We start from the raw sequence: 23180 nt of genomic DNA on the forward strand, positions 1-23180 counted from the left end.
AGTAGAAAGCGTATTATACGCGTCCTGCTTAAGTGCTAAGGCACTGAAAGCGTTCTCTTTTTAGAGAACAAGCTCTTTAACAATTTAAACCTATCAATCTGTGTGGGCACTCGTTGATGAATATCAAAACGTTTTATCTTCCCTTTTTTAAAGAGAAGTAAAACAGATTCCTCGGAATCAAATTTGGTTTCAATGAACTGAGTGACCAATACGAATAACTACTTTCTCTTGTAGAAAGAAGGTATTTGGCACAGTCAATTCATTATCTTTCTGTTGGAAAGATAATAGCTTTAGAATTACTTTTGTAGTTTTGAAGTCAGTATTCATTGAGCCGACAAAATCTTAAATTGAAGAGTTTGATCATGGCTCAGATTGAACGCTGGCGGCAGGCCTAACACATGCAAGTCGAGCGGAAACGACACTAACAATCCTTCGGGTGCGTTAATGGGCGTCGAGCGGCGGACGGGTGAGTAATGCCTAGGAAATTGCCTTGATGTGGGGGATAACCATTGGAAACGATGGCTAATACCGCATAATGCCTACGGGCCAAAGAGGGGGACCTTCGGGCCTCTCGCGTCAAGATATGCCTAGGTGGGATTAGCTAGTTGGTGAGGTAATGGCTCACCAAGGCGACGATCCCTAGCTGGTCTGAGAGGATGATCAGCCACACTGGAACTGAGACACGGTCCAGACTCCTACGGGAGGCAGCAGTGGGGAATATTGCACAATGGGCGAAAGCCTGATGCAGCCATGCCGCGTGTATGAAGAAGGCCTTCGGGTTGTAAAGTACTTTCAGTTGTGAGGAAGGGGGTAGTGTTAATAGCGCTATCTCTTGACGTTAGCAACAGAAGAAGCACCGGCTAACTCCGTGCCAGCAGCCGCGGTAATACGGAGGGTGCGAGCGTTAATCGGAATTACTGGGCGTAAAGCGCATGCAGGTGGTTCATTAAGTCAGATGTGAAAGCCCGGGGCTCAACCTCGGAACTGCATTTGAAACTGGTGAACTAGAGTACTGTAGAGGGGGGTAGAATTTCAGGTGTAGCGGTGAAATGCGTAGAGATCTGAAGGAATACCAGTGGCGAAGGCGGCCCCCTGGACAGATACTGACACTCAGATGCGAAAGCGTGGGGAGCAAACAGGATTAGATACCCTGGTAGTCCACGCCGTAAACGATGTCTACTTGGAGGTTGTGGCCTTGAGCCGTGGCTTTCGGAGCTAACGCGTTAAGTAGACCGCCTGGGGAGTACGGTCGCAAGATTAAAACTCAAATGAATTGACGGGGGCCCGCACAAGCGGTGGAGCATGTGGTTTAATTCGATGCAACGCGAAGAACCTTACCTACTCTTGACATCCAGAGAAGCCAGCGGAGACGCAGGTGTGCCTTCGGGAGCTCTGAGACAGGTGCTGCATGGCTGTCGTCAGCTCGTGTTGTGAAATGTTGGGTTAAGTCCCGCAACGAGCGCAACCCTTATCCTTGTTTGCCAGCGAGTAATGTCGGGAACTCCAGGGAGACTGCCGGTGATAAACCGGAGGAAGGTGGGGACGACGTCAAGTCATCATGGCCCTTACGAGTAGGGCTACACACGTGCTACAATGGCGCATACAGAGGGCAGCAAGCTAGCGATAGTGAGCGAATCCCAAAAAGTGCGTCGTAGTCCGGATTGGAGTCTGCAACTCGACTCCATGAAGTCGGAATCGCTAGTAATCGTGAATCAGAATGTCACGGTGAATACGTTCCCGGGCCTTGTACACACCGCCCGTCACACCATGGGAGTGGGCTGCAAAAGAAGTGGGTAGTTTAACCTTTCGGGGAGGACGCTCACCACTTTGTGGTTCATGACTGGGGTGAAGTCGTAACAAGGTAGCCCTAGGGGAACCTGGGGCTGGATCACCTCCTTATACGAAGATATCTTTGATGAGTACCCACACAGATTGATTAGGTTTAGAAAAGTTAAGAGACGATATTGGGTCTGTAGCTCAGCTGGTTAGAGCGCTCGCCTGATAAGCGGGAGGTCGGTGGTTCAAGTCCACTCAGACCCACCAATATCGACCTAGATGGGGCTATAGCTCAGCTGGGAGAGCGCCTGCCTTGCACGCAGGAGGTCTGCGGTTCGATCCCGCATAGCTCCACCATCTTTAAGCGTTCTTGTTCGACAAAAAGTCTTACGAGAGTCTTTAAAAATGGTTCAATTTATTGAATCAAGCTCTTTAACAATTTGGAAAGCTGACTGATTGATTACTTACGAGTAATTCAATCAAATTTAAAAGTTCTCAATGTTTATCTTTCATTAGATAAACACAACAAACACATTCAAGTGTCTTGGCTTTTTGTATTCACTTTTTAAAAGTGGAAATAAAGAGTGATTCAAACTTAGTTTGAATCAAAATTGAGTCCGGCAAACAGTCATTGAGAATTAACCCTTCTTGATGACAACCAAAAACCTTGGTTAGTTGCCATACGCTAAGACCCTTTCGGGTTGTATGGTTAAGTGACTAAGCGTACACGGTGGATGCCTTGGCAGTCAGAGGCGATGAAAGGCGTAATAACTTGCGATAAGCCCAGATTAGGTAGTAATAACCTTTTGAGTCTGGGATTCCTGAATGGGGAAACCCACTTACATAAGTAAGTATCCTGTTGTGAATACATAGCAACAGGAGGCAAACCGGGGGAACTGAAACATCTAAGTACCCCGAGGAAGAGAAATCAACCGAGATTCCGAAAGTAGCGGCGAGCGAAATTGGATTAGCCCTTAAGCTTTTAATGATGCAGGTGAAGAGTCTGGAAAGTCTCGCAGTAAAGGGTGATAGCCCCGTAACCGACACATCATAATCAGTGAAAACGAGTAGGGCGGGACACGTGATATCCTGTCTGAATATGGGGGGACCATCCTCCAAGGCTAAATACTACTGACTGACCGATAGTGAACCAGTACCGTGAGGGAAAGGCGAAAAGAACCCCTGTGAGGGGAGTGAAATAGAACCTGAAACCGTGTACGTACAAGCAGTAGGAGCACCTTCGTGGTGTGACTGCGTACCTTTTGTATAATGGGTCAGCGACTTAATTTTAGTAGCAAGGTTAACCGTTTAGGGGAGCCGTAGGGAAACCGAGTCTTAACTGGGCGTACAGTTGCTAGGATTAGACCCGAAACCAGGTGATCTAGCCATGGGCAGGTTGAAGGTTGAGTAACATCAACTGGAGGACCGAACCGACTAATGTTGAAAAATTAGCGGATGACTTGTGGCTAGGGGTGAAAGGCCAATCAAACCTGGAGATAGCTGGTTCTCCCCGAAAGCTATTTAGGTAGCGCCTCGGACGAATACTACTGGGGGTAGAGCACTGTTAAGGCTAGGGGGTCATCCCGACTTACCAACCCTTTGCAAACTCCGAATACCAGTAAGTACTATCCGGGAGACACACGGCGGGTGCTAACGTCCGTCGTGGAGAGGGAAACAACCCAGACCGCCAGCTAAGGTCCCAAAGTATAGCTAAGTGGGAAACGATGTGGGAAGGCTCAGACAGCCAGGATGTTGGCTTAGAAGCAGCCATCATTTAAAGAAAGCGTAATAGCTCACTGGTCGAGTCGGCCTGCGCGGAAGATGTAACGGGGCTAAGCTATACACCGAAGCTGCGGCTACGTACCTTAGGGTATGTGGGGTAGGGGAGCGTTCTGTAAGCCGTTGAAGGTGGCCTGTAAGGGCTGCTGGAGGTATCAGAAGTGCGAATGCTGACATGAGTAACGATAAAGGGAGTGAAAAACTCCCTCGCCGGAAGACCAAGGGTTCCTGTCCAACGTTAATCGGGGCAGGGTAAGTCGACTCCTAAGGCGAGGCCGAAAGGCGTAGTCGATGGGAAACGGGTTAATATTCCCGTACTTCTTACAATTGCGATGGGGGGACGGAGAAGGCTAGGTGGGCCTGGCGACGGTTGTCCAGGTTCAAGTACGTAGGCGGGTGGTTTAGGTAAATCCGGACCGCTATTAACGCTGAGATACGATGTCGAGCTACTACGGTAGTGAAGTCATTGATGCCATGCTTCCAGGAAAAGCCTCTAAGCTTCAGATTGTAAGGAATCGTACCCCAAACCGACACAGGTGGTCGGGTAGAGAATACCAAGGCGCTTGAGAGAACTCGGGTGAAGGAACTAGGCAAAATGGTACCGTAACTTCGGGAGAAGGTACGCTCTTATCAGTGAAGTCCCTTGCGGATGGAGCAGACGAGAGTCGCAGATACCAGGTGGCTGCAACTGTTTATTAAAAACACAGCACTGTGCAAAATCGTAAGATGACGTATACGGTGTGACGCCTGCCCGGTGCCGGAAGGTTAATTGATGGGGTTAGACTTCGGTCGAAGCTCTTGATCGAAGCCCCGGTAAACGGCGGCCGTAACTATAACGGTCCTAAGGTAGCGAAATTCCTTGTCGGGTAAGTTCCGACCTGCACGAATGGCGTAATGATGGCCACGCTGTCTCCACCCGAGACTCAGTGAAATTGAAATCGCTGTGAAGATGCAGTGTACCCGCGGCTAGACGGAAAGACCCCGTGAACCTTTACTACAGCTTGGCACTGAACATTGAACCTACATGTGTAGGATAGGTGGGAGACTTTGAAACCGCGTCGCTAGATGTGGTGGAGTCGTCCTTGAAATACCACCCTTGTAGTTTTGATGTTCTAACGTTGGTCCCTGAATCGGGATTACGGACAGTGCCTGGTGGGTAGTTTGACTGGGGCGGTCTCCTCCCAAAGAGTAACGGAGGAGCACGAAGGTGGGCTAAACACGGTTGGACATCGTGTGGTTAGTGCAATGGCATAAGCCCGCTTGACTGCGAGAATGACAATTCGAGCAGGTGCGAAAGCAGGTCATAGTGATCCGGTGGTTCTGAATGGAAGGGCCATCGCTCAACGGATAAAAGGTACTCCGGGGATAACAGGCTGATACCGCCCAAGAGTTCATATCGACGGCGGTGTTTGGCACCTCGATGTCGGCTCATCACATCCTGGGGCTGAAGTCGGTCCCAAGGGTATGGCTGTTCGCCATTTAAAGTGGTACGCGAGCTGGGTTTAGAACGTCGTGAGACAGTTCGGTCCCTATCTGCCGTGGGCGTTGGAAAATTGAAAGGGGCTGCTCCTAGTACGAGAGGACCGGAGTGGACGAACCTCTGGTGTTCGGGTTGTCATGCCAATGGCATTGCCCGGTAGCTAAGTTCGGAATCGATAACCGCTGAAAGCATCTAAGCGGGAAGCGAGCCTTGAGATGAGTTTTCCCTGGCGCTATAAGCGTCCTAAAGGGTTGTCGTAGACTACGACGTTGATAGGCAGGGTGTGTAAGTGCTGCGAGGCATTGAGCTAACCTGTACTAATTGCCCGTGAGGCTTAACCATACAACACCCAAGGGGTTTTGTGGACTCAAAGAAAGACCAGACCTTGAATGAGTTTGAAGAGATAGACTTTTAAATCAGTTTTCCAGATTATTTTGCCTTCAGTTTTTAAAAAAGCTGAAAGTAAAAGCAAAATTTGCTTGGCGACCATAGCATTGTGGACCCACCTGATTCCATGCCGAACTCAGAAGTGAAACACAATAGCGCCGATGGTAGTGTGGGGCTTCCCCATGTGAGAGTAGGACATCGCCAGGCTTTAAATTTTTAGAGTCGTTTTTAAACGGTTCTTGAATTGCTGATATAGCTCAGCCCGGTAGAGCGCACCCTTGGTAAGGGTGAGGTCCCCAGTTCGAGTCTGGGTATCAGCACCATATTTAGTTGATTTGATTATTCAAGTTAACAACAGAATTTGTTTGACGACCATAGCATTGTGGACCCACCTGATTCCATGCCGAACTCAGAAGTGAAACACAATAGCGCCGATGGTAGTGTGGGGCTTCCCCATGTGAGAGTAGGACATCGTCAGGCTCAAATTGCTTTATGCTGAATAGACACTGCGGAGTGGTAGTTCAGTTGGTTAGAATACCGGCCTGTCACGCCGGGGGTCGCGGGTTCGAGTCCCGTCCACTCCGCCACTTATTAGAAAGCCTAGTCTTATGACTAGGCTTTCGTCGTTTCTGGCTATCGATAATTTGGTCTCCGACCAATGAGTGTCGTCACCTGATACCAATCCGGAAAACTAACTGATCAGGTCAATCCAATCTCTTGTACACATTTTTGTGACGCGATCTTTGCACTCAAGAAATCCATTCCAAGCGCTACAGACCTTCGAAACAATATCGTTATAATCAATGAAGTTTTGGTTTGCTAGATAGTGTTGCCTTAACCAACTCCACACTTGCTCTATAGGGTTAAGCTCTGGTGAGTATGGCGGCAATTTGATAATACTGACATTATCAAATGGGTTAGCAATATCATCGGTATGCCATCCTGCGCCATCCATTATTACCACTGAATGACGGTCTTTTTCTGTGACTTTAGATATCTGCTCTAGATGGTTTATCATGATGTCTTTGTTAACCCAAGGGACGACCATTGCCTCACCAATCCCTCTCGATGGGCACACTGAGCCAAACAAATAAGCGTATTCAAATTGCTGCTGTTTTACTACGCGAGGTCTCGTTCCACGAGTAGCCCAAAGACGTGTTGTTGTGTTCTGCTGACCAAACCTAGCTTCGTCTTGAAACCAGACATCAACACTCTCTAGCCCAATATGGCCGGGGATCTTAAGGATTGTTTCGATTTGGAATTTTTTTAAAATCGTCCTGTATTTGCTGTGATTGTTTAGGGTGTTTGGAACGAGAAGTTATCCAAGAAAAACCCATGTGGTCGAGGAGATAATAGATGGAATTAGGGTGGTAGTGCTTGTCAAAGTGTTTAACGATGTAGTCATGTATATCGCTTCCAACAAGGCGGCCACCAGAAGGTGATTCAGCTTCTTTTTTTATGAAGGCACTGAGTTGAGCCCGCTGCTCATCGGTGAGGTATGCAGGCCTACCAGTCCGAGGTTTTTCTTGAAGTCCTTCTAGGCCTTCTTCAAAAAAAATCCGAACCCATTTATTGACACTGGTTCGACTGACTTTGAGAGATTTTGCAATTTGTGTACGAGAGAGGCCGTCTTTAAAGTGTGCTAGCGCAAGTAAACGCATCTTCATCTGAATGGTTTTTTGCTGGCTCGCAAGCTTTTTGAAGTCAGTGTTATTAAGGCTATCCATGGCTAAATTTCACAATAATTCATCAATCTTAATTAGATCACATTTTTACTTTAATTGGTATCAGATACTCAAGCCATACGCGCTGTAAGTTAGATTTATGAGACTGAACTGACCCCTTATTAATACTTTGAGTTATAAAAGCCTTACATCCCATCCTAATTACTCTGCGCTGTAGATGTTTCCTTTATTAAGTGAGTGGCTCTCAGTATTAGTTAACAGCCTTTCGTCTACGAAATCTGACTTCTGCTCTATCTGTGAATCTATAGGATACGTGTAATTAGGGCTCTATCATGGAGGCTTCTGCTAAGAGCGCTATAGCCCTTAATGAGTCGACTTAATAGCTCTTATTATACATTCAGCTTAAACCACTCTCGATAGCATCAAGCGCTTTGTTAGAAGCATTTCAAAGGATGGAAGCGGAGTAGATTCAGCTTGAAAGGTGAGAGTTGTTAGGTTGCGTTCCAAAGTGGTGCTGGAGGGATATGTAAGTTAAGACATAGAGTGTCCCTCGTATCCGTATCTACACGTGCAGGGAGGTTCTTCCCCCAACTGATTGTGATGTTCTCTGGTTCTAGGGGATGGTAATTTAGGATGTTTACCGGTCTCTCTTCGATTCTGATGTGCTTGTTGACTCGATATGAATTAGTTGTGTCGACAACTTTGCTCAGAACATGTTGATTTCTTGCTGGTTAGTTCAAGCTATGTTTTGGTTATTGCGACTAAGATGAAGCTAGAAGGTCACTACTGTTTGCTTAGTAGAAATAAAAATCCCCCAAATCATTGGCGGATAGTTTTGTGATTCTTTTCAGAATTAGATAAAGCCTTAAACCTAATGGGTCGAATTATGAAATTGAGTTTTAACTTTGAAGATGCGAGCCAGATCTTTGTGGGATCTTTTGCCTTGGCCGTGCCGATTTCTTTTTCTGAAGAGGCTTGGAAGTTAGGGGAGACTTTACCTACCGCTAATCTATTGCTGCTATTTTTACTGTCTGCGGTGTTCTTAGGCTTCTATACGTATGAGAGTGTCTTTCAAAAAGATGTTGTTGCTCGGTTGCCGGTGTTTATTTTCAGAATAGTGATTGCTTATGTTATGACGGCATTGGTCGTTGCTTTGGTACTGACTTGCCTGGACAAATTACCTCTATTGAGTGATCCCGTCGTATCGATCAAAAGAGTGATTGTTATTTCAATGCCAGCCTCTATGGGTGCTATTGTAGTGGATAGTTTTGATAAAGAGTGACCTGTGTTTCAATTTGGATTGAAGCGCCTTACAGAGCTTTTCTAGCGCTTATTTGATTCGTTGTTTAGCTTTCTCATTTCCAGACTTAGCATTGATTTTTTCAACCTATCTCCTGATTAATAAAATGCGTAGTAACGTTAATATAAGTGACTTTTACCTGAACGTGTCGCTTGTTGTTGGGAGATATTGAAGAGCATCAAGTAGCGAAAATTTGTAGCTTTTGAAGGATATGAAAACGGTTGGTTTCTGAATTGAATATGGTATTTGAAAGGTGAGGGTAGTTGTATTGAGAAGTTAGGATCTTTAGATGCAAAAAAGCCGCATCAATGATGCGGCTTCTTTTAATTGGCTCCCCTTGCAAGACTTGAACTTGCGACATACGGATTAACAGTCCGCCGTTCTACCAACTGAACTAAAGGGGAATTGATTGTTTAGTCTCTAATCAAGAGAATGGTGCCGACTACCGGAATCGAACTGGTGACCTACTGATTACAAGTCAGTTGCTCTACCTACTGAGCTAAGTCGGCATCATGAATCAAAAAGCTTATGCTTGATGATTAACTTGGCTCCCCTTGCAAGACTTGAACTTGCGACATACGGATTAACAGTCCGCCGTTCTACCAACTGAACTAAAGGGGAATTATTCTTAAAGCTTTAAAGAAATGGTGCCGACTACCGGAGTCGAACTGGTGACCTACTGATTACAAGTCAGTTGCTCTACCTACTGAGCTAAGTCGGCACATAATATTTCTTTGTGCTTTACTGTTGTTGTCTAAGACACCAACAAATAAATTGTGGTGCCCGGAGGCGGAATCGAACCACCGACACGAGGATTTTCAATCCTCTGCTCTACCGACTGAGCTATCCGGGCGACGAGGTGTATTAAACGTGTTTTCGCGTTCTGGGTCAACATTAAATTGCAAAAAAAGTATCGTTTGATGTTTTTCTATACTTAGTGGGTTGTTTTTGCTCATTTGGGGTGAAAAACCTAGGTCTAGCATGCCCTAAAAGATAGTAAAACTACGGTTAACTACACTGAATGGGCGCCGAAATAAAAAAAGCACGTATGAAAACGTGCTTTTTTATTTGAAAATTTTCTAGGGAGTTTAGTGTTTTACTTCAAACCTATTAACCCAAGCTTCTAATTCGTTGGAAAGAGAGGCAAGAGTTTGGGTGCTGTTATGACTTTCTGTTACGACATTGCTCAGTTGGTTACCGCTCTCTTCGATCATATTGATACGCTTCGATATATCATCGCTCACCTGAGTCTGCTCAGCGGCCGCTGTTGCGATTTGATGACTCATTGATGAAATGGACTCTAATGCGACAACAATCTGTTGTAGTGCTTCAGAGGCGTTTTGAGACTCTGTTACGGTGCTTTCACTGGTCGCGGCACACACTTCCATGGTTTGAATTGCGTTGCGAGATCCCTCTTGAAGGTTATTAATCATTAATTGGATTTCTTTTGTGCTCGATTGTGTTCTGCCTGCAAGGTTACGAACCTCATCTGCTACAACAGCAAATCCACGACCTTGTTCGCCAGCTCGAGCTGCTTCAATGGCTGCATTTAGTGCCAATAGGTTAGTTTGCTCCGCTATATCACCAATCACATCCAATACTTTTGCAATGTTGTTTACATCGTTATCTAGGTTAGCGACAGCTTCGCTTGCTGTGCCTAGTTGGCCTGCTAAGCCTTGAATGTTATCTACTGTGTTGTGAATGAGTTGTTGGGTATGCTGGCTCTGTTTGTCGGCCTCGTCGGTGTTGCGCGCGGTATCGCTAGCTGAAGCAGCTACGTTATTGGCTGAAGAGGCCATCTCGGTCATTGCTGTCGCGATCATCTCTGTTGATTGCTGTTGGGTGTCTGTCAGTTGACCAATTGACCCAGCGCGATCTTCTACGCGCTGCAGTTCGCCTCTTAATGCCAGCATTGAAGCGTCAAGGTTTGATACTAGCTCAGCCAATGACTTACTCATTTGTTGTACGGCGTGATAGATACTGCCGTCAATTGCCTGAGTTTCGAAAGAGGTTTGAATTCGACCTTGTGCTACGGCTTGTACTGCTTCTCGTACGTCTTTAGGTTCGCCGCCAAGAAGCGCTAGCATGCGTTTAATGGATACAATTAGGCTCGCCAGAATAAGACCAGCAATCACGACACAAAGGAATAGCTGCCATTGAGCAGTAGACCAAAAACGAGCGTTAACTTCATTGAACCCGATACCAGTGCCGACAACCCAACCCCAATGTGGCGTTTTCTCTGCAATAGACAGTTTTTCTTCAATCGTTCCATCTGGCAGTTTTTGTGTCCAGGTGTACTCAATGATCTCGCCAGTACGATTACCAAGTACTCTTTGGATTAGCTGCCCAACACTATTGCCGTCGCCATCTTTAAAGTCGTTAAAACTGGTTCCGTGCAGTTGAGGATCTAATGGTGTCGCGATAAACGTCATGTTCTCATCGGCTACGTAAACATATTCATTATCTTTATAGATGTTGTTGCGTAGAAGGCGAGTAGCTAGTTGCTTGGCTTGCTCTTCTTCTAGTGTGCCATCAATCGCCATTTTTTCGACTTCAGTAAGAATGCTGTATGCGCTCTTAAACAGCTCTGTTACGCGAGCTTTGTTGTCCATGTTGCTAGCAACTCTTAAGGTCCATAAGCCTGTAGCCGTCAGTGCTAGCAGGGCGATCAAGATGATGCCCGATAATAAGTAAGCTTGCGTTTTTAGTTTCATATTTCCCCGCGCAGCGATTCAATAATTAGTATTAGGTATAATTCATCGAATCTTAATCTAAGTGGTGTAAGGCAGATATTAGAAAGACATCAAAGTATGATAGGGATTAAATTTTCGAAGAAAAAAAAGTAACAGGACTTGGTTCTATTTGTTTTAATGTGAATATTAGCGGGTCATGAACTTTATAAGGCGTTGGTTCTGTTGTAGTGGATATGCTTTATAGAACTTAGAATCAACTGCTGTAGTAAGAGTACTAAAAGGAGATAACTCAATTTATCGAGACTGATTAAGAGTTAGTGAGGAGCTGATGTGTATATTGAATAGAGTTTGTTTTTGTTCAAACGAAAAAAAGCCAAGTCTTTCGACTTGGCTTTCTTGAATGTGGCTCCCCTTGCAAGACTTGAACTTGCGACATACGGATTAACAGTCCGCCGTTCTACCAACTGAACTAAAGGGGAATTATTTGTGTCAACATCAGGTCTATAAAGACCATTATTTGTTAAGCACCAAATAATGGTGCCTCGAGGCGGAATCGAACCACCGACACGCGGATTTTCAATCCGCTGCTCTACCGACTGAGCTATCGAGGCAAAAGAATGGTGCCGACTACCGGAGTCGAACTGGTGACCTACTGATTACAAGTCAGTTGCTCTACCTACTGAGCTAAGTCGGCACACTAAATTCTTTGCTTAAAGAGTTAAACTCTTCAATTAAGACCTCATATAAAATGAAGTCCTTTAAAAATGGCTCCCCTTGCAAGACTTGAACTTGCGACATACGGATTAACAGTCCGCCGTTCTACCAACTGAACTAAAGGGGAATTACTTGTCTCAACATCAGGTCTATAAAGACCATTATTTGTTAAGTACCAAATAATGGTGCCTCGAGGCGGAATCGAACCACCGACACGCGGATTTTCAATCCGCTGCTCTACCGACTGAGCTATCGAGGCAAAAGAATGGTGCCGACTACCGGAGTCGAACTGGTGACCTACTGATTACAAGTCAGTTGCTCTACCTACTGAGCTAAGTCGGCACACTAAATTCTTTATGCTTTTGTCCGTGTTGTTACTCCCTGTTAAAGAGTGTTGACACCAACAAATCAAATTGTGGTGCCCGGAGGCGGAATCGAACCACCGACACGAGGATTTTCAATCCTCTGCTCTACCGACTGAGCTATCCGGGCAACGGAGCGCTATTAAACGGATTTTCTGCATAACCGTCAACTCCTTTTTTGAAAATAACTAAAAAAACCGTTCGTTCGTTGTTTTTTTATTCAAAAGTGAGGGTTATGTTTTACCTTGGTTAAATTCTTTTTTGAATTGCGTTACTTTTTCGAGGTATCGGCGCGACTCTTTATTTGGATGCTTCTTGGTAAGCGCCCAGTAGGCTTGGCTCGGTTGCAGCGAGTTTAAGTCTTGCATTGCTCGCTTTCTGTCCTTACTGAAGGTATTGAGTACGCCACCAGTACCGCCGTTATAGGCTGAAATCATACTGTATTCAAGCGTTAATGGGTTTTTTACGTCTTTCAAATAACGATTTTTAAGGATGTAAAAGTATGCGGTGCCAGCATCAATGTTGTTTTCTGGATTGAATAAGTACTCAGGGCTTGGTTCACCAGGTTTCTTTTTGACGTGTTCAAATACATCTCGACCAGCGGTTTTAGGTACCACCTGCATAAGACCATAAGCATTAGCCCAGCTTACGGCGTACGGGTTGAAGCTACTCTCTGTCTTGATGATAGCGTAGATTAAATCTTCAGGGATGTCATAACGCTGAGACGCTCGTCGAACGATGTCGGCATATTGATAACTACGCTGGCTAGCGTGGTCGGCCACCATTGGGATTTCAACGTAGTAGGCTTTTTTAAAGTCGACTTCTTTGGTTTTTAGGTTATTCGCGATCAGGTAATCCGCAAACTGGTTCGCTCGCCAAGTCCATTGAATGGGCTTTTTTTCTTGGTCTACGACCTGATTATAGAGGAAAGGTTTGCCTTCTAGCTTGATGCTTTTAGAAGAGAATAGATCGACATGCGCCGGATCATCTGGCGTCAAAAGGGTCGTCATGATCGCATTTTTGAGGTGTTTTTTCGGTTCGGTAGAGGAAACCGTTTCCACCGTTATCAGGCCTTGGCTAAAATTCACTTCTGAACGACTTAAGTAATTATCTATGTATTTCACATAGTTACTCTTACCTGCTATCTTGATTTCACTGCTACCCCAACGTTTTTGAATGTTGCCTGAAAAGCTATCTATTAATGAATCTAGCGCCCCGGTATCTTTTTCAAATTGTCCGGGTAGCTCAGCTAAATTCTTCACAAACCGGTTGGTTGGCTCGTAATTGACATCATAAATGCTTTCGACAAATTCACGGCTGCAGCCAGTTAATAACATGGCTGTTAGGAAGTAACTTAGCTTTTTCATAGTTCCTCATACAAAAATGACATCGCAGCGTTAACCATGATGTCATTAAAAATTGCTTAAATAAATGTCTTATTCGCTTGGTGGAGTGTAGCCATCAATAACGACATCTTTACCTTCGAAAAGGAAGTTAACCATCTCAGTTTCAAGAAGTTTACGATGTTCAGGATCCATCATGTTTAGCTTCTTCTCATTGATAAGCATGGTTTGCTTGCTTTGCCATTGTCCCCAAGCTTCTTTAGAGATGTTGTCAAAGATACGCTTACCTAAGTCACCTGGGTAAAGTTGAAAATCTAGGCCTTCAGCATCTTTTTGAAGGCGAGCACAAAATACAGTGCGGCTCATAGTGGTTCCTCTTATCGCGTTCGTTGATTCAAACGTCGTCGTTCAGTTCAAAGGGTAGGCTCTCAATAAGCTGCTTTACAGGAGCGGCTAGGCCAATTTCTTCCGGTTTTGATAAGTTATACCAGAGACCTTTAGTCCCTTCCATTATCAAATCTGGTTGTTTATCTAATTTTACTAATACAGGTGTGATATCTAAATGGTAGTGGCTGAAAGTGTGTCTAAACGCAATCATGGTCTTGATCGAATTGGTTTGAGTGTCTTTGATCGAACGAAGATCTAGTTGATGTTCGATCTCTGCGTTTTCATTTTGAGGGAAACAAAACAATCCGCCCCAGATACCAGATTGAGGGCGCTGTTCGAGCCACACTTGGTTGTCGTGATACAGAATCACAAACCATGTGTCTTTTACTGGCTTTTCTTTCTTAGGCTTTTTGCCAGGGAAGTCGAGCTGTCTATCGAGCTTCTTGGCCTCACACATGCTTTCAATCGGGCACAAGGTGCACTTAGGCTTGCTACGGGTACAAACCATGGCACCCATGTCCATCATTGCTTGGTTGTACTTATCGACATTTTTGTTCGGAGTATGTGCTTCGGCGTGTTCCCAAAGCTGGTTTTCGACTTTCTTTTGCCCCGGCCAACCTTCAACGGCAAAACTTCTCGCAAGCGTTCGTTTTACATTGCCATCAAGAATCGCATGAGGAAGTTTATGAACCGATGATAAGACGGCTGCTGCTGTTGAGCGACCAATCCCCGGTAGCGCGTTCATCTCTTCGATAGACAGCGGAAATTCACCACCATATTGCTCAGCAACGATCTTGGCTGCTTTATGTAGATTGCGAGCTCGTGCGTAATAACCAAGCCCTGTCCATAAGTGGAGTACCTCATCTTGTTCGGCGTTCGCTAGGTCGATAACCGTTGGAAAGCGTTCTAAGAAGCGTTGGTAGTATGGAATCACCGTAGCAACCTGAGTCTGCTGAAGCATGATTTCAGATAGCCAAACGGTGTAGGCGGTTTTGTTTTGTTGCCAAGGCAATTCTTTACGCCCGTAGGCGTCATACCACTTTAATATGGCGGTTGCGAAAGGAGTCACGACATGCTCTATGCTTTGCTATTATTAGAAGCGAAATTGCACCACACTTAACGTTGGATGTAAAACAGACAAATTGTGTGGGAATTTATCCACGGAAAGACTTGCACCGGAGGCAATTCTTTGGATAATCCCCGCTTTGATTAATCAATGTGCAGGCAAAAATCAATGAGTGAAGTGACCACTAACGAATATACTGAAGACGGCAAACTGGTTCGTAAGATCCGTAGCTTTGTTCGCCGCGAAGGCCGCTTAACAAAAGGCCAAGAGAACGCGATGAATGAATGTTGGCCAACAATGGGTATCGACTACAACCCAGAGCTTCTTAACTGGAAAGAAGTATTTGGCAACGATAACCCGGTTGTACTAGAGATTGGCTTCGGTATGGGTGCATCACTGGTTGAAATGGCAAAGAACGCACCTGAGAAAAACTTCTTAGGTATTGAAGTTCATAGCCCGGGTGTTGGTGCGTGTTTAGGTACAGCTCGCGATGCTGGCGTAACTAACCTGCGTGTAATGTGTCACGATGCTGTAGAAGTATTTGAACACATGATCCCAGATAGCAGCCTGCATACTCTGCAACTGTTCTTCCCTGACCCATGGCACAAAGCTCGTCACCATAAACGTCGTATCGTTAAGGCTGAGTTTGCAGAGATGGTTCGCGGCAAGCTTCAACTTGATACTGGTGTTTTCCACATGGCAACAGACTGGGAAAACTACGCAGAACATATGATTGAAGTGATGAACGTAGCTCCAGGCTTCGAAAACATCGCTGAAGATGGTGATTACATCCCTCGTCCGGATGAGCGCCCGCTAACTAAGTTTGAAGCGCGTGGCCACCGTTTAGGTCATGGTGTTTGGGACATTAAGTTCAAGCGTACTAAGTAACTTCGAATCAAATTAAGTGAAGGGTAATCCGACTTAGGGTTTAACCCCTACACTTTATGGGATTGATAAAAGCCAACATTATTGTAGTGTTGGCTTTTTTGTCCTTAGGCTTTTATTTCAGTAAAGGCTTAACGACAGAAAGTAATACCAATCACAGTAAGTAAGTGATCAGAAATAGCGTAGGAAAAAGGCTTGAGAACAAGGCAGCATTTTTCGATAAGTAGTTACTCTACAATCAAAAACTCTAACGCAGTTATCGAGCATTTTAACAAGCTAGAGTGAGCTGTTATTTACTACGATTGGTATATGTTACACCCCTACAAAAATAACAATATAGAAGTAAGCGCACATGAAACCAACTCAAGCTATTTTGGCCGAGATCTTAGACGAAGTTCGTCCTTTAATTGGACAGGGAAAGGTCGCTGATTATATCCCTGCACTGGCTCGCGTATCGAACCAGAAACTGGCGATTGCGGTGTACACCAATGAAGGAGAAGTGATTCAAGCTGGTGATGCAGAGGAAGCCTTCTCTGTACAATCTATCTCTAAGGCTTTGAGTTTGACGTTAGCAATGGTGCTCTATAAGCCGGAAGAGATTTGGCAAAGAGTAGGCAAAGAGCCTTCTGGTCAAGCCTTTAACTCGATGATTCAGCTTGAGATGGAGCATGGGATTCCTCGTAACCCGTTCATCAATGCTGGTGCAATTGTTGTTGCAGACCTACTACAAAGCCGCTTGTCAGCACCAAGACAGCGTTTATTGGAGTTTGTACGTCAGTTATCGGGCGATACTCATATTGTGTACGACAAGGTAGTAGCGGCTTCAGAAATGATGCATAGCGACCGTAATGCCGCTATCGCGTACTTGATGCGTTCATTTGGTAATTTTGAGAACGATGTTATCCCTGTACTTAATAATTACTTCCATGCTTGTGCACTTAAGATGACTTGTGTGGATTTGGCGAAAACCTTTAGCTACTTAGCGAACAAAGGTGTGTCAGTACAGACTAAGAAAGAGATCATCACGCCGGTACAGACCAAGCAGCTGAATGCTTTGCTTGCAACTTGTGGTTTGTATGATGGCGCAGGTGAGTTTGCTTATCGCGTCGGCATGCCGGGCAAATCGGGAGTAGGTGGCGGGATTATCGCTATCGTTCCTGGTGAAATGACGATTGCTGTGTGGTCTCCAGAGCTTGATCCGTCTGGTAACTCGCTCGCAGGTACTAAGGCTCTAGAGTTGCTTTCAGAGCGAATTGGTCGTTCTATTTTCTAAGAGAAAGATTCGAGCACGGACGTTGTCCTATAGAACGCTTCGCTCCGAGAGAGGGCTATAAAACAAAAAGGGTTGACCCTAAAGCCAACCCTTACGCAATGCTTCTCGAATCTCGAATCTCGAATCTCGAACTACTCGTCTTCTTCTGCCATAAAGGCTTCTAACAGATCATTGAGAAACAGCTTTCCTTTTTCAGTGATCTGCCAGTGAGTGTCGGTTTCCTTCAAGTAGCCTAGCTCTTTTGCCCATTCAATCGTTTTTTGAATCGAGTCAAAACCAAGCCCTGTCGTATCAATGAAATCCTGCTTTGGACATGCTTCCATTAACCTAAAGCGGTTCATGAAAAATTCAAAAGGGCGGTCTTCATTCGGCACTTCAAATTCATCTGATAGATAAGGTTTTACCATGTTTTGGTACGCAGCTAGATAGCCTCTAGGGTGCTTAACCTTAGTGGTACGAACAATGCGTCCATCTGTAAAGCTCAGCTTGCCATGAGAGCCACAGCCAATACCTAGATAGTCACCAAAGCGCCAGTAGTTGAGGTTATGTTGGCACTGATATCCCGGCTTGCTGTAGCCTGAAATTTCGTACTGCACATACCCTGCGTCTGCGAGCTTCTTATGGCCTAGGTCGAAGATATCCCAAAGGTCATCATCATCAGGCAGCGTTGGTGTTTTGTAATAGAACATGGTGTTAGGTTCTATTGTTAGCTGATACCAAGATAAGTGCGGAGGGTCGAGTTCTATCGCTTTATCCAAATCAGCCAACGCTTGTTCAATACTCTGTTCGGGTAAGCCGTGCATTAAGTCTAAATTGAAACTATTCAATCCAATCTTATGCGCTAAATGAGCAGCATTTACCGCTTCATCTTGACCATGAATACGCCCAAGTCTTTCCAGTTTCTCTTGCTCAAAACTTTGCACACCCACCGAGATTCGAGTAATGCCTGCCTTTTGGTAACCTGCAAAATGCTCAGCTTCGATAGTTCCCGGGTTGGCTTCCATGGTGATTTCTATTTCAGGTTTGAACGGGATGCGCTGTTCAATGCCTTGTAACAATCGGCCAATTCCTTCAGGAGAAAACAGGCTTGGGGTACCGCCACCAATAAAGATCGAATGCAGTGGGCGAGGCATACCATTGAGCTGATATTTTTCGATATCAGTATCGAGATCTTCAAGCAGTGCATCGATGTACTCTTTTTCAGGGATCTCGGCTTTCAGAGCGTGAGAGTTAAAATCACAATACGGACACTTTTGTACACACCATGGGATGTGTACATAGAGGCTAAGTGCGGGTGGTATTAGCGCTGCATTGTGCATTACAGAGCTTGCTCCTTGAGAGTCTTGAATAGTGACGCAAGCGCTTTACCACGGTGTGATAGTTGCTTCTTACGCGAAGATTCAAGCTCTGCTGAGGCGCAGTTATCTTCTGGTACAAAGAACACAGGATCGTAGCCAAAGCCATTCTCACCGTGTTCTTCAGTAAGAATACGACCTTCCCATTTACCGTGACACACTAGAGGTGTTGGATCATTCTCGTGACGCATTAGCACCAACACACAGTGGAAACGCGCAGTACGCTTTTCAGTTTCGACACCTTGCATCGCATCTAATAGTTTTTTGATGTTCTGCTTATCGGTTGCCCCTTCACCTGAGTAACGCGCTGAATAGATACCTGGCGCACCATTTAAGTAATCAACCTCTAAACCTGAGTCGTCAGCAATGGCTGGCAGCCCTGTTTCTTTCGCTGCGTGGCGAGCTTTGATGATGGCATTTTCAATGAAAGTCGTTCCTGTTTCAGCGACTTCTGAAACGTTAAATTCACTTTGCGCGACAACGTCAAAACCAAACTCAGACAGAATATCTGCCATCTCGCGAACTTTACCTTGGTTGCCTGTTGCTAAAACAATCTTACTCATGGGAATGTAGCTCTAAATAAGTTAATAAATGAAAAGTAAGGTTTGAGCTTACTCTTCTATATAGAATTTCTGTGTGAAACGCAGTGGACCAGTGCCTTTTAGGCCTGCGTTCACATCGATGTCGAAGGTGATGTTTTCTTCGTGAGTTACGGGGAACTCAGCAAGGTAATAAATCGCATCGCCTTCTTTGATTTCTCGAAACTTCAAAGTACGGGTGTTTCCAACGAGGTTCTTCGCTGTTCCCGTAATTTTAGCCGTTGTCGCAGGCTTGCCTAGAGAAGCCTTGTCTAACACGCTGATGTTGAGGATTGCTGAGTATCCATTTCGCTTAAGTTTGTATTGCTTAGCGACTTGCGAAGTTAAGAACGTGGAATTAAAAGCCGAGTAATGAACCTCGACATCCTTAATGTTCTTAAATTGCCCTGCTGAGCTTGGTAAGGCAACAAGAGCGGTGAGTAGTGCTGTTATCCATAAACGCATAATGACTCCAATAAATAGCAAAAAGCCATCATAGGATGGCTTTGACTTCAGTTGGGATTTGGCTTGGCGAGCATATTCGAACTTGCTTGTGCCTACCGAGATCTCCCTTTTCTATCTTAATTTGCCCTTTTGCGACCTTAAACTGTTTCGCAAGGTATTTCGCTAAGTGGGCGTTGGCTTTGCCATCTACTGGTGGAGCAGTTATGGCAATTTTGAGTTCCTCACCATGCAAGCCAACAATCTTGTCTCGGCTTGCTTTGGGTTGGATATAGAGCCTAAGAAGAATATCGTCTTCCTCGGCCCAAACCGCTTTTGGCATCGTCAAAGTACCTGATGTTTGTACTTGAATTATAGCTGATACCAAATAGGGCCAATCATGTCGCCCATTAGGAAGTTCGCAAATTGCAGAACAATGAACAGAACCAGTACGCTTAGGTCGAAACCACCCATGTCCGGAAGGATACGGCGGATAGGCACTAGCATTGGTTCAGTCAGTTGATGGAATACGTACTCGATTGGACTACGACCTTGGCTTACCCAGCTTAGGATTGCACGGATAAGTAGAACCCAGAAGATCAAACCACCAGCCGCTTTGAGCAGAGACAGTGCACCAAAGATAAGGAAGCTAATATCGAAAACGGCAGCGCCGCCAGAGATAATCAGGTTTAGAGCAACGAACTTAAGTACACACAGCACATAAGCGAAAACAACGGTCGCTAGATCAAGGCTGCCGATTGATGGAATAACTCGGCGTAGTGGGGCAACAACCGGTTGTGTCGCTTTTACGATGAATTGTGAGAATGGGTTGTAGAAATCTGCACGTGATGCTTGTAGCCAGATACGCAAGATCACAACCATGATGTAAAGATCAAAAACGGTCGAGATCAGAAAGCTCATCGAGTTCATATTGTTTCCTTTTTCGGATTTACTTGTCGCTTAGATATAACCAGAGCGGCAAAATGCTTGTTTACCTTGATTGGTACTAAAACAGTTTTTCCATCTCTTCAGCTCGAGCAACCGCCGCTTGCATGGCTTTTGCTACGATGTCTGATAGTTGATGTTCGTTAAACGTGCGTAGTGCTTCTGCGGTCGTGCCGCCTTTGGATGTCACTTGTTCACGCAGTGTTGATAATTCAGTATCTTGGTTTGCTACCACCATCTCTGCCGCGCCTAATGCAGACTGCTGCACTAGCTTACGAGCGGTTTCTTGGTCAAAACCTTGCTTGATTGCTTCAGCTTGCATCGCTTCCATAAACAGGAAGAAGTAAGCCGGAGCGCTACCCGCCGCCGCAATGATGTTGTTGATTCCAGACTCTTGTTCAACCCAACTTACTTCACCAACAGCTTGCATCAGCTGAGAAGCAAAGTCTTTATCATCTTGGCTGACAGTTGCATCGGCATAAAGACCACTCATCCCTTTACCAAGCAGTGATGGCGTGTTTGGCATCACACGAACAAGGTTCAGTTGGCAGTTTAACATCTCATTAAGTCGATTCGCATTAATACCCGCGGCAATTGAGATAACCAGTTTGTTGCTGAAGTCGATATCTTGTAAGGGTTTACATACATCAGCCATCATTTGTGGCTTCACGGATAACACAACAACGTCTGCTTTTTCAGCTGCTGCAATATTATCGCTGGTGGTATTGATGCCGTATTCTTGTTCTAACGGCAGCCTTCTGGTTTCTGAAGGTGCTGTCGCAGTAATCTTTTGCGCTGGGTAACCACTAGCAACTAAGCCAGCTACAATTGAGCGAACCATGTTTCCCGCCCCAATAAAGGCGATGTTCTTATGTACCATATATAAAATCCTGAGCGTGTCGCTGCGCGGATAAGGCGAAGCGGTATCAATACTTGTACTTGTCGTTACTTACTACGGCTATTTCGCGTAATCACGAGCGCCGAAAATAGCTGTTCCAATACGAACCATTGTGCTGCCAGCCTCAACTGCTGCATCCATATCACCACTCATCCCCATCGAAAGGGTATCAATGTCTGAATACTTCGCGGCTAGCTTGTCTTTAAGCTCTGCCAGTTGAGAAAATGCATTAAGCTGAGATTGATAGTCAGATACGTTTGCAGGAATCGACATCAATCCTCTTAAGGTGAGGTTGGGGAGCGATGAAATCAACTCCGCGAGTGCAAAAACTGTCTCTTCTGAGGTTCCAGATTTGGACTCTTCACCACTGGTGTTTACCTGAATCAACACTTGCAAAGGTGGAAGTTCGCTTGGTCGTTGATCATTAAGCCTTTGTGCGATCTTATCGCGATCGACGGAATGCACCCATTGAAAGCTTTCCGCGATTGGGCGGGTTTTATTGGATTGAATTGGACCAATAAAATGCCACTCTAAATTTAGGTTAGAATGTTGTTCTGAAAAGTGTTTTACTTTATCTACACCTTCTTGAACATAGTTTTCACCAAAGGCAACTTGGCCTCCGAGTGCGGCTTCTAGAATCGCATCAATAGGTTTAGTTTTGCTGACGGCTAAAAGTTGCACGGACTCTGGAGCTCGTCCGCACTTTTGCTCAGCACTACGAATCTGTGAGGTGATTTGTTCGATATTTTGTTGAATACTACTCATAGCTGACTTTACTTAAGGGAAAATAAATGGATATCACTGAGTTACTAGATTTTAGTGTAAAGCATAACGCGTCAGATCTACATCTTTCTGCGGGTGTATCTCCAATGGTACGTATAGATGGTGAAGTAAGGAAGCTTGGAATCCCAGCTTTGAGTCATGCTGATGTGCATCGTTTGGTTTTTGAGATCATGAGCGATTCACAACGCGGCGAGTTTGAAGAAAAACTGGAAGTCGACTTCTCTTTTGAATTACCCAATGTTGGTCGCTTTCGTGTTAATGCGTTTAACCAAGCCCGTGGCTGCTCAGCTGTCTTTCGAACTATCCCTGTCGAAATCCCGACTTTAGATCAGTTAGGTGCACCTGAGATCTTCGAAAGGATTGCTAACTACGAAAAAGGCTTAGTGCTCGTTACTGGTCCCACTGGCTCTGGTAAATCAACGACTCTTGCGGCGATGGTTGATTACGTAAATCGCAACCACAATAAGCATATTCTGACGATTGAAGACCCGATTGAATTCGTTCACACCAATAATAAATGCCTAGTCAACCAGCGTGAAGTTCACCGTGATACTCACAGTTTTAAAGCGGCACTGCGCAGTGCCTTACGTGAAGACCCAGACGTGATTCTGGTTGGTGAACTTCGTGACCAAGAGACGATTAGCTTAGCGTTAACCGCAGCAGAAACGGGTCACTTGGTCTTTGGTACTCTGCACACCAGTTCTGCGGCTAAAACGATCGACCGTATTATCGATGTGTTCCCAGGTAGCGATAAAGATATGGTTCGTTCGATGTTGTCTGAATCACTGCGCTCGGTGATAGCCCAGAAGCTGCTAAAGCGTGTTGGTGGTGGTCGTGTGGCGTGTCATGAAATCATGATGGCAACACCGGCGATCAGAAACTTGATTCGTGAAGATAAGGTCGCTCAGATGTACTCGATCATTCAAACGGGCGCAGCGCACGGCATGCAGACCATGGAACAAAATGCGAAGCAGCTGATGGCGCAGGGCTTGGTTGATTCGGAAGAGGTCGAGAAAAAGATCGAAATTGAAACCTCAATGTTTTAATCAA

General features: G+C 45.3%; 16 protein-coding genes, 16 tRNA genes and 4 rRNA genes. 12 read left to right on the top strand and 24 right to left on the bottom strand.

What is annotated here, in order from left to right; all coding sequences use genetic code 11:
• Positions 1-344: 344 nt before the first annotated feature.
• From LMH68_RS10060 to LMH68_RS10095, 8 genes are all read left to right on the top strand, one after another.
• Positions 345-1899: ribosomal RNA gene (locus LMH68_RS10060) — 16S ribosomal RNA — on the top strand.
• A 67-nt stretch (positions 1900-1966) separates the two neighbouring features.
• Positions 1967-2043 (top strand) — tRNA-Ile (locus tag LMH68_RS10065).
• 14 nt (positions 2044-2057) lie between these two features.
• Positions 2058-2133, top strand: a tRNA-Ala gene (locus LMH68_RS10070).
• 350 nt (positions 2134-2483) lie between these two features.
• Positions 2484-5377, top strand: a 23S ribosomal RNA gene (locus LMH68_RS10075).
• Between the two features lie 136 nt (positions 5378-5513).
• Positions 5514-5629 (top strand): 5S ribosomal RNA (gene rrf, locus LMH68_RS10080).
• 39 nt (positions 5630-5668) lie between these two features.
• A tRNA-Thr gene (locus tag LMH68_RS10085) sits at positions 5669-5745 on the top strand.
• Positions 5746-5786: 41 nt separating this feature from the next.
• Positions 5787-5902: ribosomal RNA gene (gene rrf, locus LMH68_RS10090) — 5S ribosomal RNA — on the top strand.
• Together the 16S, 23S and 5S rRNA genes with 4 tRNA genes alongside form the textbook arrangement of a ribosomal RNA operon.
• A gap of 30 nt (positions 5903-5932) precedes the next feature.
• A tRNA-Asp gene (locus LMH68_RS10095) sits at positions 5933-6009 on the top strand.
• A 104-nt stretch (positions 6010-6113) separates the two neighbouring features.
• Here LMH68_RS10095 and LMH68_RS10100 read toward each other — a convergent pair.
• Positions 6114-7149 (bottom strand): IS630 family transposase gene (locus LMH68_RS10100; protein ID WP_102394396.1). Its coding sequence is split into 2 segments (ribosomal slippage): positions 6114-6689 and positions 6691-7149, totalling 1035 coding nucleotides; the frame shifts between segments, so codons are not numbered across the junction.
• Positions 7150-7993: 844 nt separating this feature from the next.
• On the opposite strand from LMH68_RS10100, the gene LMH68_RS10105 reads away from it, so the two are divergent.
• Entirely contained in the window at positions 7994-8389 is a 396-nt protein-coding gene (locus LMH68_RS10105) for a DUF2391 family protein (RefSeq protein ID WP_017060180.1), read from the top strand.
• Between the two features lie 346 nt (positions 8390-8735).
• Here the strand turns inward: LMH68_RS10105 and LMH68_RS10110 are convergent.
• From LMH68_RS10110 to mutY, 16 genes are all read right to left on the bottom strand, one after another.
• A tRNA-Asn gene (locus LMH68_RS10110) sits at positions 8736-8811 on the bottom strand.
• 29 nt (positions 8812-8840) lie between these two features.
• A tRNA-Thr gene (locus LMH68_RS10115) sits at positions 8841-8916 on the bottom strand.
• Positions 8917-8952: 36 nt separating this feature from the next.
• A tRNA-Asn gene (locus LMH68_RS10120) sits at positions 8953-9028 on the bottom strand.
• 24 nt (positions 9029-9052) lie between these two features.
• Positions 9053-9128 (bottom strand) — tRNA-Thr (locus LMH68_RS10125).
• A 56-nt stretch (positions 9129-9184) separates the two neighbouring features.
• Positions 9185-9260 (bottom strand) — tRNA-Phe (locus LMH68_RS10130).
• A gap of 235 nt (positions 9261-9495) precedes the next feature.
• Positions 9496-11121, bottom strand: a complete 1626-nt coding sequence (locus tag LMH68_RS10135) for a methyl-accepting chemotaxis protein (RefSeq protein WP_017062210.1) — start codon at positions 11119-11121, stop codon at positions 9496-9498.
• A gap of 382 nt (positions 11122-11503) precedes the next feature.
• Positions 11504-11579 (bottom strand) — tRNA-Asn (locus LMH68_RS10140).
• Between the two features lie 56 nt (positions 11580-11635).
• Positions 11636-11711: transfer RNA gene (locus LMH68_RS10145), tRNA-Phe, on the bottom strand.
• A gap of 7 nt (positions 11712-11718) precedes the next feature.
• Positions 11719-11794, bottom strand: a tRNA-Thr gene (locus LMH68_RS10150).
• Between the two features lie 71 nt (positions 11795-11865).
• Positions 11866-11941: transfer RNA gene (locus LMH68_RS10155), tRNA-Asn, on the bottom strand.
• A gap of 56 nt (positions 11942-11997) precedes the next feature.
• A tRNA-Phe gene (locus tag LMH68_RS10160) sits at positions 11998-12073 on the bottom strand.
• A gap of 7 nt (positions 12074-12080) precedes the next feature.
• A tRNA-Thr gene (locus tag LMH68_RS10165) sits at positions 12081-12156 on the bottom strand.
• A gap of 74 nt (positions 12157-12230) precedes the next feature.
• Positions 12231-12306: transfer RNA gene (locus LMH68_RS10170), tRNA-Phe, on the bottom strand.
• Positions 12307-12409: 103 nt separating this feature from the next.
• A complete protein-coding gene (gene mltC / locus LMH68_RS10175; protein WP_017063191.1) occupies positions 12410-13543 on the bottom strand; it encodes a membrane-bound lytic murein transglycosylase MltC in 1134 nt (377 codons plus the stop codon).
• Positions 13544-13612: 69 nt separating this feature from the next.
• The gene (locus LMH68_RS10180) at positions 13613-13885 is read right to left on the bottom strand and encodes an oxidative damage protection protein (RefSeq protein WP_004735465.1); all 273 of its coding nucleotides are present in this window, start codon (positions 13883-13885) and stop codon (positions 13613-13615) included.
• A 28-nt stretch (positions 13886-13913) separates the two neighbouring features.
• The gene (gene mutY / locus LMH68_RS10185) at positions 13914-14975 is read right to left on the bottom strand and encodes an A/G-specific adenine glycosylase (RefSeq protein WP_229648168.1); all 1062 of its coding nucleotides are present in this window, start codon (positions 14973-14975) and stop codon (positions 13914-13916) included.
• Between the two features lie 165 nt (positions 14976-15140).
• On the opposite strand from mutY, the gene trmB reads away from it, so the two are divergent.
• Together trmB and glsB are read left to right on the top strand one after the other, a co-directional pair.
• Positions 15141-15860 carry a tRNA (guanosine(46)-N7)-methyltransferase TrmB gene (trmB, locus tag LMH68_RS10190; protein ID WP_017062250.1) on the top strand — a complete coding sequence of 240 codons (720 nt, stop codon included), beginning with the start codon at positions 15141-15143 and terminating at the stop codon, positions 15858-15860.
• A gap of 349 nt (positions 15861-16209) precedes the next feature.
• Positions 16210-17130, top strand: coding sequence for a glutaminase B (gene glsB / locus LMH68_RS10195; RefSeq protein ID WP_229648167.1), 921 nt, complete (start codon positions 16210-16212; stop codon positions 17128-17130).
• 131 nt (positions 17131-17261) lie between these two features.
• Here the strand turns inward: glsB and hemW are convergent, their stop codons facing one another.
• The 7 genes from hemW to LMH68_RS10230 all read right to left on the bottom strand — a co-directional run bounded on the left by hemW (position 17262) and on the right by LMH68_RS10230 (position 22112).
• A complete protein-coding gene (gene hemW / locus LMH68_RS10200) occupies positions 17262-18449 on the bottom strand; it encodes a radical SAM family heme chaperone HemW (protein WP_229648166.1) in 1188 nt (395 codons plus the stop codon).
• Entirely contained in the window at positions 18449-19048 is a 600-nt protein-coding gene (locus LMH68_RS10205; protein ID WP_017062247.1) for an XTP/dITP diphosphatase, read from the bottom strand. The genes hemW and LMH68_RS10205 overlap by 1 nt, the downstream gene beginning before the upstream one ends.
• A 48-nt stretch (positions 19049-19096) precedes the next feature.
• A complete protein-coding gene (locus LMH68_RS10210; protein WP_017062246.1) occupies positions 19097-19528 on the bottom strand; it encodes a DUF4426 domain-containing protein in 432 nt (143 codons plus the stop codon).
• A gap of 28 nt (positions 19529-19556) precedes the next feature.
• Positions 19557-19847, bottom strand: a complete 291-nt coding sequence (gene yggU, locus LMH68_RS10215) for a DUF167 family protein YggU (RefSeq protein WP_102427900.1) — start codon at positions 19845-19847, stop codon at positions 19557-19559.
• Positions 19848-19876: 29 nt separating this feature from the next.
• Positions 19877-20434 carry a YggT family protein gene (locus LMH68_RS10220; RefSeq protein WP_017067798.1) on the bottom strand — a complete coding sequence of 186 codons (558 nt, stop codon included), beginning with the start codon at positions 20432-20434 and terminating at the stop codon, positions 19877-19879.
• A 76-nt stretch (positions 20435-20510) separates the two neighbouring features.
• Positions 20511-21329, bottom strand: a complete 819-nt coding sequence (gene proC / locus LMH68_RS10225; protein WP_017063196.1) for a pyrroline-5-carboxylate reductase — start codon at positions 21327-21329, stop codon at positions 20511-20513.
• A gap of 78 nt (positions 21330-21407) precedes the next feature.
• Positions 21408-22112 carry a YggS family pyridoxal phosphate-dependent enzyme gene (locus LMH68_RS10230; RefSeq protein WP_017062243.1) on the bottom strand — a complete coding sequence of 235 codons (705 nt, stop codon included), beginning with the start codon at positions 22110-22112 and terminating at the stop codon, positions 21408-21410.
• A 26-nt stretch (positions 22113-22138) separates the two neighbouring features.
• Here LMH68_RS10230 and LMH68_RS10235 point away from each other — a divergent pair, with 26 nt between their 5' ends.
• On the top strand, positions 22139-23176 hold the full coding sequence (locus LMH68_RS10235; protein WP_017062242.1) for a type IV pilus twitching motility protein PilT: 1038 nt from the start codon (positions 22139-22141) through the stop codon (positions 23174-23176).
• Positions 23177-23180 lie beyond the last annotated feature (4 nt).

The organism is Vibrio sp. F13, from assembly GCF_020806305.2.
GTDB classification, from domain to species: domain Bacteria; phylum Pseudomonadota; class Gammaproteobacteria; order Enterobacterales; family Vibrionaceae; genus Vibrio; species Vibrio crassostreae_C.